Genomic DNA, 17100 nt, shown 5'->3' on the forward strand with positions numbered 1-17100 from the left:
AGTAGGTCGGCGGGATAGGAGGCGATCGCCATACCCTTATTCAATCATCTGTTCGATTCCGAGATATCTCTCGGGCTCCTCCGTGTTCCCGTTCTCCCTCGTCATCCAATCGAGGCGATTGGCTTCGAACCCAGCCGTCTTGATCTCTGACCATGCGTCCGTCCGCCAACGTCGGACAGATCGCTGCAGCCCAGGCAGGGTGGCGGGTAGCCTTCCTCGAAGGCGACGACGACGGACGACGGGGACGCGAGCCGATGATGACGTTGACTCACAAGGCGGACTTCAGCGCGACGCACGCGGAGCCGAGGTTGCCCTCTTGGCATCCTTGCGCCCGCATCCACGGCCACGAATGGTCCGTGACCTTGGATGTTTCCCGGGAGGGGAACTTCACCGAGGACGAGTCGGTGGCCGTGCACACTGCCTTTGCCGAGTTCGACGTGTGGGTCGCCGGGCAGGTCAACCTCCGGCATCTCAACGAGGTCGACGGCGCGCTACAGGATCGATGCGGTCCCGCCGACGTGGCTCGCTGGGTCTACGGGATGTGGGCGGACCGGCTCCCGCACCTGGCTGCCGTTCGGGTTTCCGGGCCAACCGTCGACACTGGGTCTACCGACTCGGGTGGGCCGCAATACCGACGGTATGAAGTTTCCTACACCCCCACCACTCGCTCGTAAGCGAAGACGAACCATTCAAAGGCTCTCCCAACACGTCTGGGTTCAATGTCAGACGCCTCGGTTGAATGGCAGCAGGCAGCAGGCAGCAGGCAGCAGGCAGCAGGCAGGGCTTGCCTCCCTTTCGTTAGTTCGCCTGCGGCAGACGGGAAAGATCCCGAAAGGGCTGGTGGAAGCTGCAGGGGCATGTCAACGTAGACGACCTTCCCCGGAAACCCCAGGTCAGAGAGGTGATGCCTGTGACCGTGAACGCATCCACGCCCGGATTTTCCACCACCGCGGAGGCCCTGCAACTGCGCTCATGGCAGCTAGGCCCTGGCCAGCCGACGATGGTCACCGACCTCTTCAAGGCGGAGTTCTTCAACCTCGTCGTCGACGACCGGGCCGATGTCCACATCAATAGCAAGGACGGCCGTCTCTATCTCGGATGGTTCCCGCTCGGCCGTACTGGCACCGATGGCGACGGATGGACGCTCGCCGTCACCGGCACCGCCAAGGTCCCCGGCTACCGGATCAGGTTCGACACCGAAACGCCGGCGGAGATCGTCGCGGCCACGGTCCAGCGCGTGCTGGCCACCTCCCAGCCTTTGTGAGCCACTGCCGCCACGCGGCTCAGGGCCGCGCTCGCGTACGGCACGTAACCTGCCCTGTCCCCTCAGGGGGCGCCCGTGACTGCAAGGAGAACGTCTTGGCCCCGGAATTGACCGTCGACGACCTGCTGGATCGTCTGTCCGCCGGCGATGGCGGCGTGGTGGTCCGGCTGTGGATCAACCCCTTCGCGCGCACTGCCCGCCGCTTGGGCGGCGTGGTGCCCACCCGTGACGAGGCCGGCCGACCGGTGGTGTTCATCGCCGAAGCCAAGGACGACGAGCCGCTTGGCGCGCTGTCGGAGCCGACTGTCAGCGACCTGTTCGACAAGCTGTCGGCCTGCAACCGCGACGCCGTGGTGCGGCTGGCCATCAACCCCGACTTCCCGATGGCCCACCGCGCAGGCGCCGTTGCCGGCGCCCGCGACGAGAAGGGCCGTCCCGTGCTGTTCCTGAACGAGCCGGAGGAGGCCGAGCAGTTCGGTCCGCTCCCGCCCGACGTCGCCGTCGCGCTGACTTGGCACGAGCCGACCGAGGCACCGCCGCGCCGTCGGCGCGGCACCCGCCCCGGCGGCGGGCAGTGAACCACTCCCGAGCCCATGGAGGCGCCCCTGAACACGCACCACCCCGCTGACTTCCCCCGTCCCGCCTTCCCGAACCCGGTGCAATGGGTCACCCCGCGTCACCTGGCGGGTGACGACGATGCCCTCGCTGAGCGGATCGGCGAGACCCTCACCGGCCTGGGCTGGCGCATGTGGCCGACCTCCCGCGACACGCTGCTGTACGTGAGCCCGGACGAGTTGCGCGGCGCCGAATGGGTGCTGGCCAACAGCCCGTTCACGCTGGGCGGACTGAGTGTGGCCTTGCAGATCTCCGCCCGTCCGGACGCTGTCAGCGCCCTGATGGAGTGGAACGCGTACTTCACCACCGGCGTGCCGCCCGAAGTGCTCCACGACTTCCTCATCGCGCTCGATGCCAGCGCGGTGCCCGATGCCGGCTTTGATGCGCCCGAGGTGGTGGTCACGGCGCTGAACGATCAGGGCTGGCTCCGTGATGTGGACCGTCCCAGCACTGCCGCCACGGACCCGGGCTTCGCCTCGCACGTCTCGCTTGAGATGGTGCCGCCGCTGATCGCCGACGCCGATCTGGGAGAGGACCTGATGGGCTGGCAGGCATGGGCGGAGCCCCTGTTCGGAGCCCCCTACCTGTGGTGCGCGAACTTCAGCCCGAGCGTCCCCAACGAGCTGGTCGCAGTCTTTGCCGCCTCGCTCGCCTCGCCCGTCCCCGTGGCACGCCACCGGCTGCCACAGAGCGCGGAGCAGCGCCTCACCATCGTCCACCGCAGCTGACCCCGGTCCGGCCCGCATGAGGCCGGACACGGCTTCCTCCCAGGGCTCGCCGGGTGCTGTCTCGGCGACGACGGTGGCGGCGTCGGCTGGGTTGTGGCCGAGCGTGGCGAGCACAGCGACTTGGCGGCCGTCGAGCATGCGCTGCCCGATGCCTCGGTGTTCTTGGACGTGAGCGAGGGCGTTGGCCCAGCGGCCGGCGGTGGTCAGGGTGCGGGTGCCGTCGGCCAGGATGACGCGCCATAGCCACGCGCGTACTTCGTGGCGGTCGGTGTCGCTGGTGGTGAGGTCGGCTGGTATGGAGATGTCTTCGAACTGGGCGCTGGTGCTGTTGCTGACGGCTTCGTAGAGGCTGAGCAGGCGGTGGCGGCCGTCGTTGGTGTTGCCTGCGCGGATCTGGAGGCGGGCGAGGTTGACGACCGGTTCGAGGGCCCGGATCGCGGTCATGCCGGGAAGCGGGGTGGCGTGGAGGTAGGCGGCGGCGTGCTGGTGGCACATCTTGCGGGCGTGGTCGGGAAGGCCGAGGTCGGAGGCGAGGAGCGCGGCCTGGTTGTAGACCGCGGAGGTCAGTCCCTGGTCTGCCTTGGCGGCTGCCGGTGTCGGCAAGCTCGACCAGGGCCTGCACGCGCCGGAGAAGCGGCAGGCAGGCGGGGCGGAATCGTGAGATGAGCGGGAAGCGCTGGGCTATAGGTCCGTGCGGATCCATGGAGTCCCCAGGGTTAAGAGGCAAAGTGGGGCACCCACCGATCAGGTGGCGGACGCCCCACGGTCCGTGTGCTACTGCCAGGTGACGAGAATGCGGTTGAGCGGGGTGTCGAGGAGGAAGACACCAGGTCGCTCCTCGACCATGGGGCCGTCGAGCGGCAGGATCTCGAACATGGCCTCCCGGCCACGGTATTCGCGGTCCCAGGTGCGGATGGCGTCGGCGACCTTCATGACCAAGACGTCGCTGCCGGGGCCGTGACCGATGACGCCGAACTCCCAGAGCTTGCCGCCTTCGGGGGTCTTGCGCTCGGAGAGCCGGCGGGCGAGGTAGGTGACCGCGCCTTTCTCCACGGCGGCCGTGGACGAGGGGTAGGGGTCCTCGGTGAGCACCGTGCCTTTGGCGGTTTGCGGGAACAGCATCCGGATCAGGCCGGAGGGCAGCGAGCAGGAGACGAAAAGCTCCATCCACTCGGGGCTCTCCATGGCGCGGACCGTCATGCCGGTCCACTCCTCGGTCCGTGGCTGGTCCAGAACATTGGCGAGAGCTTCGGAGTCGATCTGCTGCTCGGCCGGGGCCTGGAGCCGTACCGTGCCGTCCGCGGTGAGCGGGACGACGCGGCGGTCATCGTCGGCGATGCCCCTGCGAAGCGGCATGAAGGTGTTCATCTCGGAACCGAGCGATACCCACTGGCCGTCGCGCTTCTCGTAGACGATGGAGCGCGAGACGCTGCCCTTGAGCCGCTGGGGGGTGACGAGCCGGCCGCCGGGTGCGAGCTGGTCGAGCCAGGCGTGAGGAATGCCGTGCGCACCGACGGTGGCGATGATCCGGTCGTAGGGTGCGCCTTCGGCGTGGCCGAGGGCGCCATCGCGGGTGAGCGCCTCGACGTTGGTGACGCCGGCGGCGGCGAGGTGGGCACGGGTGCCCTCGACGAGGTCGTCGTCGACGTCGAGGGTGGTGACGTGTCCGGCCGGGCCGACGAGATGGCCGGCGAGGGCGGCGTTGTAGCCAGTGCCGGCGCCGAGTTCGAGGATACGTGCACCGGGCTGGGCTTGGAGCTGGTCCAACATGAGGGCGACGACCCCGGGTTGGGAGGCACAGGAGATCGACGTGCCGTCGGTGTCGTACTTGATGTTCACCGTCGCGTTGGCGTAGGCGTCCCTGAGCGGAGCGTCCGGAACGAAAAGGTGCCGGGGCACTGTGCGCAGAGCGGCTTCGACCGCAGGGGTGCGGGCGTGGCCGTCGGCCTTGATCTGGTCGACAAGGGCGTTGCGGAGCCGTTCGGCGTCGGCTTCGGGGGTGGTGAGCTTGTCGGTGTTCACCGCGCTGACGCTATCGCCGCGGAGCCCGATTCCGTTGCTGGCGAGGCGTGTTCACTCGACGCCATGACTACCTTCGCGCGATGTGGGACATGGCGTGTTGGTCTGCGGACGGCAGGCCGACACGGTTGGGGTGGACGGGAGAGAAGGAATGCAGATTTCCAAGGCGGACCAGGCGCGGGCCAACCTCGACCAGTGGACCCAGGACGCGCATGAGAATGTGCTCGGGATCGCCGAGATGCTCAACGTTGCCGCTGAGCAATTCGAGCAGGACGCGCTGATCTTCATCGGCCCGCTGCAGGATTACGTATCCGGGCTCCCGCTTGACGAATTCGAGCAGGATGACTGGGGCACCCTCCACAACGATCTGGCCTCGTACGTGGCGGATGTCGGAATTCGCGAGCACGGTGCAGCATGGAAGGTCCTGGACGACGGGACCTTGCCACGCGGCTTCCGCTACGTCATCGAAGGCATCGCGCGCGACGGCGAAGCAAGCCACGTGGACCCATTCGACGTCGCCATGGAGGAATTCGGAAACCTCCCGATCCAGATCGCCCGAATGCTCGCCAACGCAGAAGTGGCAATCGGCGCGAACCCCCTCATCTGGGATGGCCTCCAGCAACTGTGGCTCGGCGCATCGAATGCATCGGGCCACAGCTGCATTACGCCCGCTCCGGCGCCTCCGGAGTGAGCAGCTCCAGCGCCTCCTCCCAGTGGAAACGTTCCGATCCGCCACCTGCCTTCGGCCGATGAGGTTCGTACGAGCCGATCAGGACGCGCATCTCGCGCAACCGATCCAGGCTCCGGCAATACGCGGGGTGGGCGGCCTGGGCGGAGTTGAGGTACGGGAGGACAGCGATGGGGATGCCGAAGCCGTATGCCTCGCACAGGATGCCCAGCGCCAGGGTGTCAGAGATCCCGGCGGCCCACTTATTGATCGTATTGAAGGTAGCCGGGGCAACGGCAATCGCGTCCGCAGGCGGCAGCGGGCGAGGCTCACCGGGCGTGCGCCAGGCAGAGCGGATCGGATACCCGGTCTGGGCCTCGATCGCCTGCACGTCTATGAAGCCGAGCGCTTGGGGGGTGGCGACGACACCGACGTCCCAGTGTTGCTGTTGGGCGGCGGCGACTAACTTGCTGACGTCCCCGGCGATCCCGGCCGCGCAGACCACGACATACAAGAAAGGCTTGCTAGGCGGGTCGGACACGCGGCGGCTCTCCAATCGGTCGCGATGCGATGGTGTCATCCATTGGCCGGCGCGAATCCATCTGGCGCCCGCCATTCGTGATCGAGGACCGAGTACGTGATCGAGTCCCTCCACGCTCCGCGTACAAATACGTGCTCCCGGATGCGGCCTTCCTCCGTCATGCCGGCGCGTAGCAGGGTCTTGGCGGAGGCGGCGTTCAGTGGAGCGCGGGCGGCCCAGATGCGGTGCAGGCCAAGGTGGTTGAAGCCGAGGGCGCACATCAGGTGGACGGTTTCGGTGCCCAGGCCCGCGCCCCAGGTGTCCGGGCGCAGGGCGAAGCCGATGGTGGCGGCCTTCTGGGCGTGCGGGTCGAGTGCCAGACGGGCGTAGCCCACCAGATTCCTGTCCTCCTGGCGGACCACGGCGAGGGCGAATTCGGTGCGGGGTTGCTCGCTGGACAAGGTGATGGAGTGGGCGACGATCTCCCTGACCTGTTCGCGGGTTCGGGGTTCGAAGCTGAGGTGGCGGGTGGCGTCGGCGTCGCCGTAGATGGCGTGTACGGCTTCCACGTCGTTGCTGGTGAGTTCGCGCAGCTGAAGCCGGGGGCCGGCGATGTCGACCGGGTGCATGGTCGGGACCCTACCCGCAGGCGGTGTTACCTGGGCAGGGCGGCAGCAGGGGCTGCTGTGAATGCCTCGATCTCCTCTCGTGCTGTGCGGGCTTCGGGTGCGGTGAGCCATCGGGGATCACGCAGTGCGGTGTGGACCTGCCGTACCGAGGCGACGATGCCGTTGATGCGCTGATCGGCGGGCAGGTCGAGAACGGGCCGTATGGCTTCGTCGACGCCGTCGAGGGTTCCGGCGCGGACGCGGGCGAGGGCGAGGTCGGTGTGCGCTCCGGCCTGGTCGCCGAATGCCCAGTCTTCGGGTTCGGCTTGCCGGTAGGCGGCGACGGCCGCTTCGGCCTGCTGTTGTGCCTCGGGGGCGTCGGGCAGCCAGGCGGTGGCGTCGGCGGCGTAGTAGAGCTGGCGTGGGACGGGGAAGGTCATGATGCCGCCGAACTCGTCCAGGTCGTCGGGGGAGGCCGTGTCGCGGGCCCGTTCGGCCTTGGCGAGGGATTCCCGTACGGCTGTCGCGTCGCCGAGTGCGGCTCCCGCGCGGGCGTGCAAGCAGGACAGCCATACGGCGCTGGTGCCGGTTACGCCTGTCACCTGGGAGATGCCGAGGGCGGCGTATTGGGAGGCTTCGTGGTGTCGGCTGTCCCAGTAGGCGATCAGGGATTGCAGGCCGCGGACCCAGGCGCGCATGGCGTGGTGGTCGGCGTTGTCAGCGCATACGTAGGCGGTGCGGGCCTGTGTCATCGCCGATCGCGGGTCGCCGAGGTCGTGGCTGGCCTTGGCGAGCATGCCGGAGGTGATGGCGGAGAGCAGGTACAGCTCGCGGGCCTGGGTGGGTCGGACGCGGCCGTGTTCGAGGAAGTGGAAGGAGAGGTCCTGGATTTCGACGAGGTCGCCGAGGAGGGTGGCCAGTGGCAGCCGCGGATAGGCGGCGGTGAGGCGACGTACTTCCTGGTGGAGTTCGTCCAGGGTCTCGGGACCTATGGTGCTGCCTTCTGCCATCGCGCTGAAGCGGAATGCACGACGAGCCGCCATGGCGACCTGCCTCTCTAACGTGTCCCGGCCGGTGCTGTCGCCTGGAACGGGTGTGTTGGTGAACTCGATGCCGTCGAAGCCGCTGTTTCCGTCGGTGGGTTCGAGCGGGGAGGACGGCGGTCGTGTCGGCATGACGAGCCGAAGCCGGGGGACGGCGTCGGCTGCGGCACTGCTCTCCTGCGCCGGGCCGAGTAGGACATCGACGGGGTATCGGAACATTGCCTCCAGCACCCGGCACAAGGCCGGGTAGGGGCGGGTCTTGACCTCGCCGCCGTACCACCGCTCGAACTGCCGCTTCGACACCGTCAGGCCGACCAGCGTCGGGTCACGGTCCTGCTCGGCGAGTTCGTTGGCGGTGCGCTCGAAGTGGAGCTTGAAGGTCTCGAACACCTGCCAGTGACGGCTGGTGATCAACGTCCGTAGAAGAGTGGGCTTTTGAGCCATCAATCCCCCGATGGGTTCCGGTCGGCTCGTCGGTTCGACGGTAACCCCGCAATGCCGCCATCCGGGAGGGGAGCACTGCCGCGTGCGGGGAGATGACGGTGGAGACGGCGGCATCGTGACGGTACCCATGTCGGCCGCCTCCTCAAGCCCGGATCAGACGTCGGCGCTCATGTCGTGGTGAGGCGTGCCGCTTGCCCGTCAGGCTCGATGCCCGCCCTGAACGCGAGCGACGAGGTGGTGTTCCACCGTGCCAGCAGCAGGAGAAAGCGCAACGCAGCGACAGGCAGATCCCCGTACCGAGACCCGGAGCACGGAGGCAAGGTGGAGTGGCAGTGGCCTGCCCCTGTGGCAAGAGCAGTCCTTTCCTCACCGCGGCTCGTCCGTAAGTGAGGCACGAAAGTTCGCCGTCGAGACTCTGTCGGCTTGGGGCGTCCGGGACCGACTCGATGACGTGTGTCTGTGCCTGTCAGAGGTCGCCACCAACGCGCTCGTACATGCAGGCCCGCCCAGCATCGGATTCCGGGCACGGCTGGCCATCAGTGGCCCGGTGGTTCGGCTGGAGGTTCACGACCTGGGGCCAGGCCGGCCCCGTCGAAAGCATCCGAGCCTCGATGATCCCTCGGGCCGCGGACTGCTCCTGGTTGACGAACTGTCCGACGAGTGGGGCGTGGACCACCAGCACCGCCTCGGCAAGACCGTCTGGCTCACCTTCAAGATCACTGACCCTGGCCCTCGCACGCCCAATCGCGAGACCTGACCTGGCGCGCCACACCAACGCCAAGCACGAACTTCCCTACAGAAAAGAGAAATTCATGCCCAAGGCCCGACAGCCCTTACCGCCCGGCCGCATCGTCATCCTCGGAGCTGGCCCCTGCGGACTGGGATGCGCGGACGAACTGGATCGGCTCGGTCACCGCAACTGGACGCTGCTGGAGGCGGCGCCCAGCGTCGGAGGGCTTGCGTCTTCCGTGGTCGATCGCGCCGGCTTCACCTGGGACTTGGGTGGCCACGTGGTCTTCTCCCACTTCGGGGAGTTCGACCGGATCCTGGGTGAGCTGTTCGCGCCGCATGAGCTGCTGCATCACGACCGGTCCTCGTATATCCGGTTCCGCGACCGCTGGGTGCCCTATCCCTTCCAGCAGCACCTCCACTGCTTGCCGCAGGCCGACGCCGATGCGTGCCTGCGGTCGCTGGCCCATGCCTGCCGGCAGCGTGAGCAGACCCTGCCGACCGATACGGACTTCGCGACGTGGCTCCAGGCTCAGTACGGAAGCGGTCTCGTCGAGCGTTTCTTCGCCCCGTACAACACCAAGGTCTGGGCGATCTCGCCGGAGAAGATGAGCGCGAGTTGGGTCGCGGAGCGAGTGGCGCCGGTCGACCTCGACGAGATCCTGGCGGCCTTCTACGGCGTCGCGGCCCCCGTGCCTCGGTGGGGGCCGAACTCCACGTTCGCCTTCCCCTCTGTCGGGGGTACCGGGGAGATCTGGCGCCGACTGGGCGCCCGTCTTGGCAACCGAGTCCGCACCCGCACCCCGGCCGCATCGATTGACCTCGACGCCCGCCTCGTGCGGCTGGAGAGCGGGGAGGCGGTGCCTTACGACCAGGTCGTGGCCACTTTGCCGCTGGACCGACTTGTCGCCATGACGACGAGCCCGCCCGACATGCGGGAGGCGGCTCGTCGGCTGAAGCACACCACCGTCGCCATGGTCGGCCTCGGCTACCGGGCCCCCACCCTGGACGAGCGGTCATGGTTCTACTTCCCCGAGGACGACGTGCCGTTTTACCGCGCCACCAACTTCAGCAAGTACGCGCCTGCCAACGTCCCCGGCGCCGATACCACTGCCTTCAGCTCATGGATGACGGAGATCTCCGTGATGTCCGGGACTCGGGTCAACCGGCGTGCCCTGGTGAAAGCCGCCGATGCTGCGCTGCGGCGGCATCGTCTGGTCCCCGGGCTGGCAGAGCTGGCCACCGCTCATGTGGAGGTGATCCCGTACGCCTACCCGATCCCCACCCTGGACCGGGATGCGGCGCTGGCGTTGACGGTGCCATGGCTGGAAGACCAGGCGATCTACCCTCGCGGCCGGTTCGGTACCTGGCGGTACGAGATCGGCAACATGGACCACGCGGTGAAGATGGGCATCGATCTCGCACGCCGCCTGGTCACGGGAACCACTGAGGAACTTCTCGGCAGCCAGGACGCGGTTCCTGCGGGGAGCCGCTCATGACCACCAGCATGACGACGTCCGTCACCTTCGCCGGACACGTCTTCGATGTTGAGGTGGACGAGGACTTCGCCGTTGAACAGCGCACTCATCTGCAGAGCTTCGTTCCCGAGACCACGCTGTCCCCACTCTGTGGAAGATTGACCCGCATCCGCGTCCGCAACAATCGCGAGCTGTTCGTAGACCGGGCCGCCCGTCTCCAGACGGTGCAAAGCCGGTGCGTCGAGCCGTTCCGCGGCGAGCCGTACCTGTGGTCGCGGGTGGGTGGCGTGGAGTGGTGGCGCCCTCACCCCTGCTCACATCTGGCCCAGGACCATCTCTACGCTCACGACTCCACCGGCCGCCTGCACATCGTCCTCCACCCTGATGCACACCGCGGAGAGCGCTATCTGCTGCGCGTCATCCGGGAAGTCGTGATGCGGTGCGGTGAAGACCGGGGCTGGAGCGCATTCCACGCCGCCGCGGCGTCCGTCGAAGGGCACGGAGTGCTCATCGCCGGACCGACCACGGCCGGCAAGACCACCGTGCTCACCGCCCTCGCCTGCCACCGCCGCGCGGACCTAGTGGCCTCCGACCGCGCGATGCTCACACAGAACGCAGCCGACGTCATCGGCGTCCCGCTGTCCACGCGCATCGCCGGAGGCACACTCTCCGCCCTGGCCCCGCGCGAGGCCCTGCCACCCCACAGGGTGCTTCCCCGAACGTTCGGTACGGATCAGAAGGCGAGCTGCACCCCGCGGGACTTCGCCGCCGCCTTCGCGGCCCAGGTCCGCGAAGGCGCTCCACTACGGCTCGCGCTTCTGCCCCGGCTTCGCGACGACGACACCCCGCTCAGCATCCGGCGCCTCCACGGCGAACCCGCACGTGCCGAGTTGGCCGCAGCGTGCTGCACCCCTGACGACGAGGACTGGCTCCACCCGTGGTTCGCACATCGGAACCACTCGGTGGACGGTCTGCGCGCTCAGGCCGCCCAGGCACTGGACGACCTGGTCGCGAAAGTCCCGGTGTTCAGGATCACCGCCGGCGTTCGCATTCCCCACCTGCTGGAACGCCTCGCCGACACCATCGCCAGGAGGCTCTCATGATCCCGAAACGCATCGCCCTCGTAGGTCCCGTGGCCTCCGGAAAATCCACCCTCGCCACCGAGATCGCCGAACACACGGGACTGCCTCACTTGGACCTCGACAACCTGTTCTGGGGAGCGGGCTGGACACCAGTCGACGCCAAGACCTTCCAGAACCGGGTCAGAGACGCGCTCGGCACAGAAACCTGGATCGCCGACGGCAACTACAGCGGGCCTGCCGGCGAGATGCTGCTGGCCCACGCCGCGCTGGCAATCTGGCTCGACCTCCCCCTACGTACCTGCCTTCCCCGCCTCCTCAAGCGCTCATTCCGGCGAGCCGCTCGCGGCGAGGAACTGTTCGCCGGCAACCGGGAGACGTTCCGGCACCTGTTCGCCCAGGACTCGATTCTCCTCTGGGGTCCGGCCCATCACCGCCAGCACCGCCGCCGCTGGCACCACCACCTCGGCCCCAACAAGCCCCACGGGCTGCCCGTCCTGCGCCTCACCAGACCCGCGGCAGTTGCACCGGCGCTCCGCGACCTGGGTCTGCTGCCCACAGCTACGAAGGTGGTGGCACCGTGCCGCACACCGTGATCGCCTCGGCCGTCCGCGTCCCCTGGCACAGTCACCACGGAGGCTACGACCGGCTCCTTGACTACCTGCCGGAAACCGAGCGGATCACCGCGCCGCAGGGAATCACCAGCCAGAAGATCGCCGCCGTGGCCCACCGCTGGCTTCGCCGCCGCTGCCCCTTGCCCTTCTACCCCGCCGAACACTTCGCCACAGATGTACGCGTCCTCTCCCGGCGTGGGCCCGCCCACGTCCTCTACGGCGACGAGCAGTTCTGGTTCTCCCGCCACCGACCGGGCCCCACCGCCGTCACCTATCACCAGCCACCCGCACACCTGACCCGCTTCATGCCGGCCACGAACTGGCGGCGACTCTCCGCACACGCAAGCCAGATCATCACCCTCGCTCCCGACCAGCGGGCCTTCTTCGCCGACCACCTGCCCGAGGAGCGCGTGCACCTGATCCCGCACGGCATCGACACCGCCGCCTTCACACCGGCAGGCGTCCCGGAGCCCGACACCCGGCCACTGGTCCTGACCGTGGGCTGGTGGCTACGCGATTGGGACGTCCTGGACACCGTCCACGACCAGCTCCACCAACGGCACGACAACGACATCGAACTCGTCGTCGTCACCCGTCAGGCTGACCAACGCACCTGGCACCCAGCCGTGCACGTGCTGGAAGGAATCAGCGAACTCACGCTTACCCGGCTCTACCGCCAGGCCGCGGCCGTGCTCCTCCCCCTGACGGACGCAACCGCCAACAACGCACTCCTGGAAGCCCTGGCCTGCGGAACCCCGGTCGTCGCCACCGACACCGGCGGCATCTCGTACTACACCGGCTACGGCCCGGCCACTCTCCTCGCACCGCCCGGTGACGCTGCTGCCGCCGCCGAAGCCGTCGAAACCCTCCTTGGCGAACTCGGCACCGCCGCCCATGCCGCACGACGTGCCGCAGCCCGAGAGCGCGCCGAGCTCTTCGCCTGGCCGCGCATCGCAGAGCAAGTCCGCGCCGTCTACCGCCTGCTGGAGGACGAACAATGACGATCGCCCAACTCTGGCTCCACTACTCCGTCCCCGTCCTGCTCACCCTCCTGTTGGCCCGCGCCCTCTGGGCCCTCGTCGCGGTCGAACTCTGTGCCCGGTGGCTGCTGGACAACGCACACCGAGACCCCGCCCCGGCCGACGAGGACGGGCCGTGGCTGGTGGTCCTGCTGCCCATGCTCCGCGAGCAAGCCCTCGCCCCCGAGACGATCGCCGTCTTCACCGCCCTCGACTACCCACGAGAACGTGCAGCGGTCATCGCCATCACCACCGAACGCGAAGAGAACGCCCGCCATCGCGACCGCGACCGCCTTCCGGCCCTGGCAGCCACCAGCCACCTCAACGAAGCGCAACTGCACGGGCTGTTCCCCCGCGCCAACTGCAGCGACATCGCGGACCAGGTCAACGCCGCTCCCACGGAGAAGCGCCTCGCCCTCCTCACCGAGCTGTATGACGCCGAACCCACGACCCGCGAAACCATCGCCGCCCTCGCCGAAGACCAGCCGGCCGTCGGGCTGCGCCTGGTACACCTCCACCAACCAGACACCGGTGGCCGCAAAGCCGGACAGCTCAACCACGCCGCCGAGCACCTCGAAAAGATCCTCGGCCCCCTCGGCTGGCACGACGAGAACGACGCGGACAACACCTTCCTCTGCGTCTACGACGCCGACGCCATCCCAGACGTCCGTACGTTGATGTCATTCGCCGAGACAGCCACTCGCCACAGGGCGCTCACCGGCCGGCCACCGTCCCTGATCCAGCAGCAGCGCCTGCCACTGCTCGGTCGCCGCCCCTTCCCGTCCGGCGCCACCGGCCTGCTCCTGGAGGGAGAATGGCTCTACCAACTCCGCCGCTCACTCGGCATCGAGCTCGCCCGCATCCGCCTGACGCAATGGCTCACCACCACCCAAGTTGCAAGCCCTGTACGGACATTGATGCGGCCAATGGTCTACGGCGTCGGCTGCGGCATGACTGTCCACCTGCCGACCGTGCGAGACCTCGGTGGCTTCCCCGAACCCATGGAGGATCTCGGCACCGGCCACCGCCTCTCCCTCCTCGGTGCCGACATCGCACCCGCCCCCGTCGCCGTCCTGGACGAGCCCTATACCGAGCCACGCGGCCTGACCAACCTCCACGCGCTCGCCTTCCTCACCTCAGCCCGACCAGACCGCCATGCGAAGGCCGTCGCTCACCTGCCGAGCACCCTCCCCCGCAGTGGCAAGGCACTCCTGGTACTCCGGGAATGGGCCGACGAGATCGCCTGGGTCACCGCCGCCCCACTGATCGCAGCCGTGGTCATCTCCGCCTGCTGGTCCGGCCCCCTGTGCTCCGCACTCGCTCTCGCGGGTCTCTTGCTGCACGGCCCCGTCCTGACCGCCCGACTCATCAAGCTGGCCCCTGCCCTCCATGCCGCGGTCGTTCCCCCGACCAGCCACATCGCTGCCGCCCCACGCCCTACGCGCGGCCGGAGCGCGGCGCTGATCGCAAGCAGCCCCGCCCAACCGTTCATCCGCCTCGCCGGCCCCTGGCGGATGATTCTCCGCCACATCACCGGACACCCGACTACCTTCGGCAAAACTGAACGCTAAAGCACCACGCTATCCGCACGAGGAAGTTGGACCAGAACGTGACCGAGCCCGCCACCCCCGAAATCCGCACTTCCGCCAAAGCCGTCATCCTCCACGACGGCCACGTCCTGCTCATGCGTGCCGTCTGGGACGACCAGGAGTGCTACTTCCTCCCCGGAGGCGGCCAACACCCCGGAGAGAGTCTCAGCGACGCCGTCCGCCGCGAAGTCGACGAGGAAACCGGCCTGACCATCACCGTCGAGTGCCTGCTGTGGCTCCGCGAATACATCGGCGCCCACCACGACCACCCCGTAAGCGAAGCCAACACCCACCGCATCGAAGCGATCTTCCTGTGCACCCCCACCAGCGACCCCGGCCAACTCGGCGGCCACTCCCAAGACGAAGTGCAGACCGGCCTGGAATGGGTACCGCTGGGCAAAATCCCCGCCATCAACCTGCTCCCGCATGCCATCCGCCAGCCCATCGCCACCCTCACCGCGGCGCCCACGCCCCCCGACACCTACCTCGGCGATGTCGCCTGACAGCACCATGGACGGCATAGACGGCCGCGTCCCACTCAACGCCCGCGACATCACCACCGGCCAGGCCAACCGCGTCTGGTCGGTGGGCGGACCGACGCCGTACATCCTCAAGCACTACGGCGACCCGAGCCGCGCCGCCAACGAAGCTGCCGCTCTCCGCCTCATGGCCACGCACCATGCCCCAGCTCCGCAGCTACTCGCCGCGTCCAGCGGCAGCAGCACCCCTCCATGGACCGCACAGACCGCACTTCACGCGAAGCCTGTGCCCGTCGACCGGCTCCTGGCGGACCTCGCCGAACCTCTGGCCGCCATCCACCGCATCCCCGGCACCCACTTCGGCCGCCTCGTCAGCGCCCGGCAATACCGCCGCTGGACCGACTACCTCCACAACCGCCTGCACACGTATGCCACAGCTGCCCCGGCTCTGCGCGCCACGGTCCGACTCCTCCACCAAGAAGTCGAGGCCGGCGAAAACACCATCCAGCCAGTGCTGCTGCACCACGACCTGCAGCCAGGCCACCTCCTTCGCGAACCCGTTGGTTCCCGGCTGCTCATCGACTGGGAGTTGGCCATCTTCGGCGACCTTCGGTCCGACCTCGCCCGCCTCGCCGTACGCCTCGACCTCGACGACCCCACCCCCGTACTCGCCCTCGCCAGCCAGCCGGACCCCACCACCGAAAGCCGACTCCATCTGTACTGGCATATCCATCTAGTCGCCGACGCCGCCCTGAGCACAGACGGCGCCGTACGAGAACGGGCAGCCAAGAGGCTACTCAGCTGGAGGTGAGGCAAGACATCTTCGACACCCCCGGCTTCTTCTGGCCAAAGGTCGAAGGCCCGCCGCTCAACACGGTCCGTGCGTTGCCTTCGCCTGGGCCAGAAGGGCATCGGACTCATTCCGCGCGGTGAACCTTGTCGACGGCCTTCTCCACATGGGCGTCAACAAGGCCCGGGCTGCCGGTGAGGATGACCAACACGCCGCCAGTCCGGACGGCCGTCTGCTTGACAATGCTGCGCTGCCCGCCGGTGGAGTAGGTGAGCAGCTGGCTCCACCGCTCGTCGCCCAGGCGCGGTGCGGCTGTCTTCTGCGTGGTCATGTCGATGGAGGTGCTGCCCGAGACGACCTGGTACTTCGGGCAGGAAGCCATCGCGTCGAAGATGCGGCCAACGCCCTCAGACAGCTTCTGCGCTGTGTCGCTGTACAGCTCTTCACTCACCTCGGAGGTACTGGCGGCGCCGTAGGAGAACGCGACCTTCACTTTGCGGGGGAAGTTGAGGGTTCCGCCGGTGGCCGCATCCCCGCCCAGTTTGTCCAGTGCGGGACAGCCGAGCACCGTGACGTCGTCATTGTGCTGGGCACGCTCCGCCTTGCGTACGTAGCCCTCGCCCAGGTCCTCCACGGTCAGCAGTCGCTTGCTCAGGGCGGCCGAGGAAAGGGGCTCGGCATCCGGTGCGCTGTCTCCGTTTCGGGGTGTGGAGGTGGCCGGTGACGATGCGCTGGAGGAAGCGGAGGTGCTGGCGCTGTCGTTGGAGCAGCCAGCAACAGTGAGTGCGGTGAGCGTGGTCAGGACGAGAGCGGTGGCGGTGTGGCGACGCATGCGAAACCCCCGGGGTGCGCGGAGCGGATGGTCTGACTGGGCCGACGCGTGAGGCGTGTCGGCGGATAGGGGGTAAGAAGGTCAGTGGCCGAGGTGACGCAGGCCGTCGTTCAGGGTGGGGTGCCACTGGTCGACCGGGCCGGAGTTGCGGTTGTACCAGGCCGGGTCCAGGCGCGGTTCGGCGGTGCTGTGGCCGGAGCGGCAGCGCAACCAGATCGTGTCGTCGCGCATACTGAAGACGATCCAGTCACGGTATGCGCCGCACTGCGGACACTCGCGGACCTCGCCGTCGATAACGAGCGGCTGCTCCCAGCGCATCATCAAGCCCTCGACCTCTTGGCGGGAGGGCAGGCGAAGGTCCGGTGGCAGGAAGTCGGGTACCTCCTCGACGAGCGGGGAGGTCGGCGCCGACTCGGGGGCCGGGCTGGCGAAGTCGGGCGCTGGCCAGTTCGTGTGCATCTTCAGCAGGGTCTGGCTGGCGCGCTGGGCTTCGCGGAACTCGCGGTCGGCACGTCGTCGAAACATGTGTCCCCCTCTTCGTCGTTCATCGGCCACACGGAGAGTGCACTAGGTCCCTGACCTG

Annotated in this window: 18 protein-coding genes and 2 pseudogenes; 13 read left to right on the forward strand and 7 right to left on the reverse strand. The window is 68.1% G+C overall.

The window, feature by feature from the left end; genetic code table 11:
- The first annotated feature begins 152 nt into the window (after positions 1–152).
- The 4 genes from RZ84_RS29025 to RZ84_RS29040 all read left to right on the forward strand — a co-directional run bounded on the left by RZ84_RS29025 (position 153) and on the right by RZ84_RS29040 (position 2607).
- Positions 153–674 (forward strand): 6-pyruvoyl trahydropterin synthase family protein, encoded by a 522-nt coding sequence (locus tag RZ84_RS29025; protein ID WP_078894303.1) that lies wholly within the window; start codon positions 153–155, stop codon positions 672–674.
- A 236-nt stretch (positions 675–910) separates the two neighbouring features.
- A complete protein-coding gene (locus RZ84_RS29030; protein ID WP_043267133.1) occupies positions 911–1264 on the forward strand; it encodes an SPDY domain-containing protein in 354 nt (117 codons plus the stop codon).
- Positions 1265–1554: 290 nt separating this feature from the next.
- Positions 1555–1842 carry a hypothetical protein gene (locus RZ84_RS29035; protein ID WP_043271125.1) on the forward strand — a complete coding sequence of 96 codons (288 nt, stop codon included), beginning with the start codon at positions 1555–1557 and terminating at the stop codon, positions 1840–1842.
- 15 nt (positions 1843–1857) lie between these two features.
- On the forward strand, positions 1858–2607 hold the full coding sequence (locus tag RZ84_RS29040) for an SPDY domain-containing protein (RefSeq protein ID WP_043267135.1): 750 nt from the start codon (positions 1858–1860) through the stop codon (positions 2605–2607).
- Between the two features lie 24 nt (positions 2608–2631).
- Here RZ84_RS29040 and RZ84_RS41875 read toward each other — a convergent pair.
- Together RZ84_RS41875 and fxlM are read right to left on the reverse strand one after the other, a co-directional pair.
- Positions 2632–3310, reverse strand: a pseudogene (locus RZ84_RS41875) (hypothetical protein); the annotation flags it as partial.
- A 71-nt stretch (positions 3311–3381) separates the two neighbouring features.
- Positions 3382–4732: pseudogene (fxlM, locus tag RZ84_RS29045) on the reverse strand (methyltransferase, FxLD system); the annotation flags it as partial.
- A gap of 45 nt (positions 4733–4777) precedes the next feature.
- Between fxlM and RZ84_RS29050 the strand changes: the two are divergent.
- Positions 4778–5317 (forward strand): hypothetical protein, encoded by a 540-nt coding sequence (locus RZ84_RS29050; protein ID WP_157878930.1) that lies wholly within the window; start codon positions 4778–4780, stop codon positions 5315–5317.
- Here RZ84_RS29050 and RZ84_RS29055 read toward each other — a convergent pair.
- From RZ84_RS29055 to RZ84_RS29065, 3 genes are read right to left on the reverse strand one after another with little or no spacing between them, the layout of a single operon-like run.
- Positions 5289–5873, reverse strand: coding sequence for a flavoprotein (locus tag RZ84_RS29055; protein WP_052230219.1), 585 nt, complete (start codon positions 5871–5873; stop codon positions 5289–5291). The genes RZ84_RS29050 and RZ84_RS29055 overlap by 29 nt on opposite strands.
- Positions 5870–6442, reverse strand: coding sequence for a GNAT family N-acetyltransferase (locus RZ84_RS29060; protein WP_043267137.1), 573 nt, complete (start codon positions 6440–6442; stop codon positions 5870–5872). Before RZ84_RS29060 ends, RZ84_RS29055 begins: the two co-directional genes overlap by 4 nt.
- 26 nt (positions 6443–6468) lie before the next feature.
- Positions 6469–7878, reverse strand: a complete 1410-nt coding sequence (locus RZ84_RS29065) for a hypothetical protein (RefSeq protein ID WP_198540065.1) — start codon at positions 7876–7878, stop codon at positions 6469–6471.
- Between the two features lie 277 nt (positions 7879–8155).
- On the opposite strand from RZ84_RS29065, the gene RZ84_RS37200 reads away from it, so the two are divergent.
- The 8 genes from RZ84_RS37200 to RZ84_RS29105 are packed head-to-tail and all read left to right on the forward strand — an operon-like array spanning position 8156 to position 15706.
- Entirely contained in the window at positions 8156–8665 is a 510-nt protein-coding gene (locus RZ84_RS37200) for an ATP-binding protein (RefSeq protein ID WP_347232793.1), read from the forward strand.
- Positions 8666–8720: 55 nt separating this feature from the next.
- A complete protein-coding gene (locus tag RZ84_RS29075; RefSeq protein ID WP_043267140.1) occupies positions 8721–10136 on the forward strand; it encodes a protoporphyrinogen/coproporphyrinogen oxidase in 1416 nt (471 codons plus the stop codon).
- A complete protein-coding gene (locus RZ84_RS29080; protein ID WP_043267142.1) occupies positions 10133–11218 on the forward strand; it encodes a phosphoenolpyruvate carboxykinase (ATP) in 1086 nt (361 codons plus the stop codon). Before RZ84_RS29075 ends, RZ84_RS29080 begins: the two co-directional genes overlap by 4 nt.
- Positions 11215–11790, forward strand: coding sequence for a P-loop NTPase family protein (locus tag RZ84_RS29085; RefSeq protein WP_063772715.1), 576 nt, complete (start codon positions 11215–11217; stop codon positions 11788–11790). Before RZ84_RS29080 ends, RZ84_RS29085 begins: the two co-directional genes overlap by 4 nt.
- Positions 11775–12809, forward strand: coding sequence for a glycosyltransferase family 4 protein (locus tag RZ84_RS35265; RefSeq protein ID WP_052230220.1), 1035 nt, complete (start codon positions 11775–11777; stop codon positions 12807–12809). Before RZ84_RS29085 ends, RZ84_RS35265 begins: the two co-directional genes overlap by 16 nt.
- Positions 12806–14398: a glycosyltransferase family protein gene (locus tag RZ84_RS29095; protein WP_043267145.1), complete on the forward strand. Its 1593-nt coding sequence runs from the start codon at positions 12806–12808 to the stop codon at positions 14396–14398. Before RZ84_RS35265 ends, RZ84_RS29095 begins: the two co-directional genes overlap by 4 nt.
- Positions 14399–14436: 38 nt before the next feature.
- The gene (locus RZ84_RS29100; protein ID WP_157878931.1) at positions 14437–14919 is read left to right on the forward strand and encodes an NUDIX domain-containing protein; all 483 of its coding nucleotides are present in this window, start codon (positions 14437–14439) and stop codon (positions 14917–14919) included.
- Positions 14909–15706 carry a phosphotransferase family protein gene (locus RZ84_RS29105; RefSeq protein ID WP_157878932.1) on the forward strand — a complete coding sequence of 266 codons (798 nt, stop codon included), beginning with the start codon at positions 14909–14911 and terminating at the stop codon, positions 15704–15706. Before RZ84_RS29100 ends, RZ84_RS29105 begins: the two co-directional genes overlap by 11 nt.
- Positions 15707–15812: 106 nt before the next feature.
- Here the strand turns inward: RZ84_RS29105 and RZ84_RS29110 are convergent, their stop codons facing one another.
- Together RZ84_RS29110 and RZ84_RS29115 are read right to left on the reverse strand one after the other, a co-directional pair.
- Positions 15813–16517: a hypothetical protein gene (locus RZ84_RS29110; RefSeq protein ID WP_043267147.1), complete on the reverse strand. Its 705-nt coding sequence runs from the start codon at positions 16515–16517 to the stop codon at positions 15813–15815.
- A gap of 81 nt (positions 16518–16598) precedes the next feature.
- Positions 16599–17042 (reverse strand): hypothetical protein, encoded by a 444-nt coding sequence (locus RZ84_RS29115; RefSeq protein ID WP_043267149.1) that lies wholly within the window; start codon positions 17040–17042, stop codon positions 16599–16601.
- Between the last annotated feature and the right edge of the window lie 58 nt (positions 17043–17100).

The organism is Streptomyces sp. CT34, assembly GCF_000805335.1.
Taxonomy (GTDB): domain Bacteria; phylum Actinomycetota; class Actinomycetes; order Streptomycetales; family Streptomycetaceae; genus Streptomyces.

Excerpts from the sequence above, each read along its gene's own strand:
- RZ84_RS29025 (WP_078894303.1), top strand. The coding sequence starts at position 153 with ATGCGTCCGTCCGCCAACGTCGGACAGATCGCTGCAGCCCAGGCAGGG.
- RZ84_RS29040 (WP_043267135.1), top strand. The coding sequence starts at position 1,858 with ATGGAGGCGCCCCTGAACACGCACCACCCCGCTGACTTCCCCCGTCCC.
- RZ84_RS29050 (WP_157878930.1), top strand. The coding sequence starts at position 4,778 with ATGCAGATTTCCAAGGCGGACCAGGCGCGGGCCAACCTCGACCAGTGG.
- RZ84_RS29055 (WP_052230219.1), bottom strand. The coding sequence starts at position 5,873 with ATGACACCATCGCATCGCGACCGATTGGAGAGCCGCCGCGTGTCCGAC.
- RZ84_RS29060 (WP_043267137.1), bottom strand. The coding sequence starts at position 6,442 with ATGCACCCGGTCGACATCGCCGGCCCCCGGCTTCAGCTGCGCGAACTC.
- RZ84_RS29075 (WP_043267140.1), top strand. The coding sequence starts at position 8,721 with ATGCCCAAGGCCCGACAGCCCTTACCGCCCGGCCGCATCGTCATCCTC.
- RZ84_RS29080 (WP_043267142.1), top strand. The coding sequence starts at position 10,133 with ATGACCACCAGCATGACGACGTCCGTCACCTTCGCCGGACACGTCTTC.
- RZ84_RS29085 (WP_063772715.1), top strand. The coding sequence starts at position 11,215 with ATGATCCCGAAACGCATCGCCCTCGTAGGTCCCGTGGCCTCCGGAAAA.
- RZ84_RS29095 (WP_043267145.1), top strand. The coding sequence starts at position 12,806 with ATGACGATCGCCCAACTCTGGCTCCACTACTCCGTCCCCGTCCTGCTC.
- RZ84_RS29105 (WP_157878932.1), top strand. The coding sequence starts at position 14,909 with ATGTCGCCTGACAGCACCATGGACGGCATAGACGGCCGCGTCCCACTC.
- RZ84_RS29110 (WP_043267147.1), bottom strand. The coding sequence starts at position 16,517 with ATGCGTCGCCACACCGCCACCGCTCTCGTCCTGACCACGCTCACCGCA.
- RZ84_RS29115 (WP_043267149.1), bottom strand. The coding sequence starts at position 17,042 with ATGTTTCGACGACGTGCCGACCGCGAGTTCCGCGAAGCCCAGCGCGCC.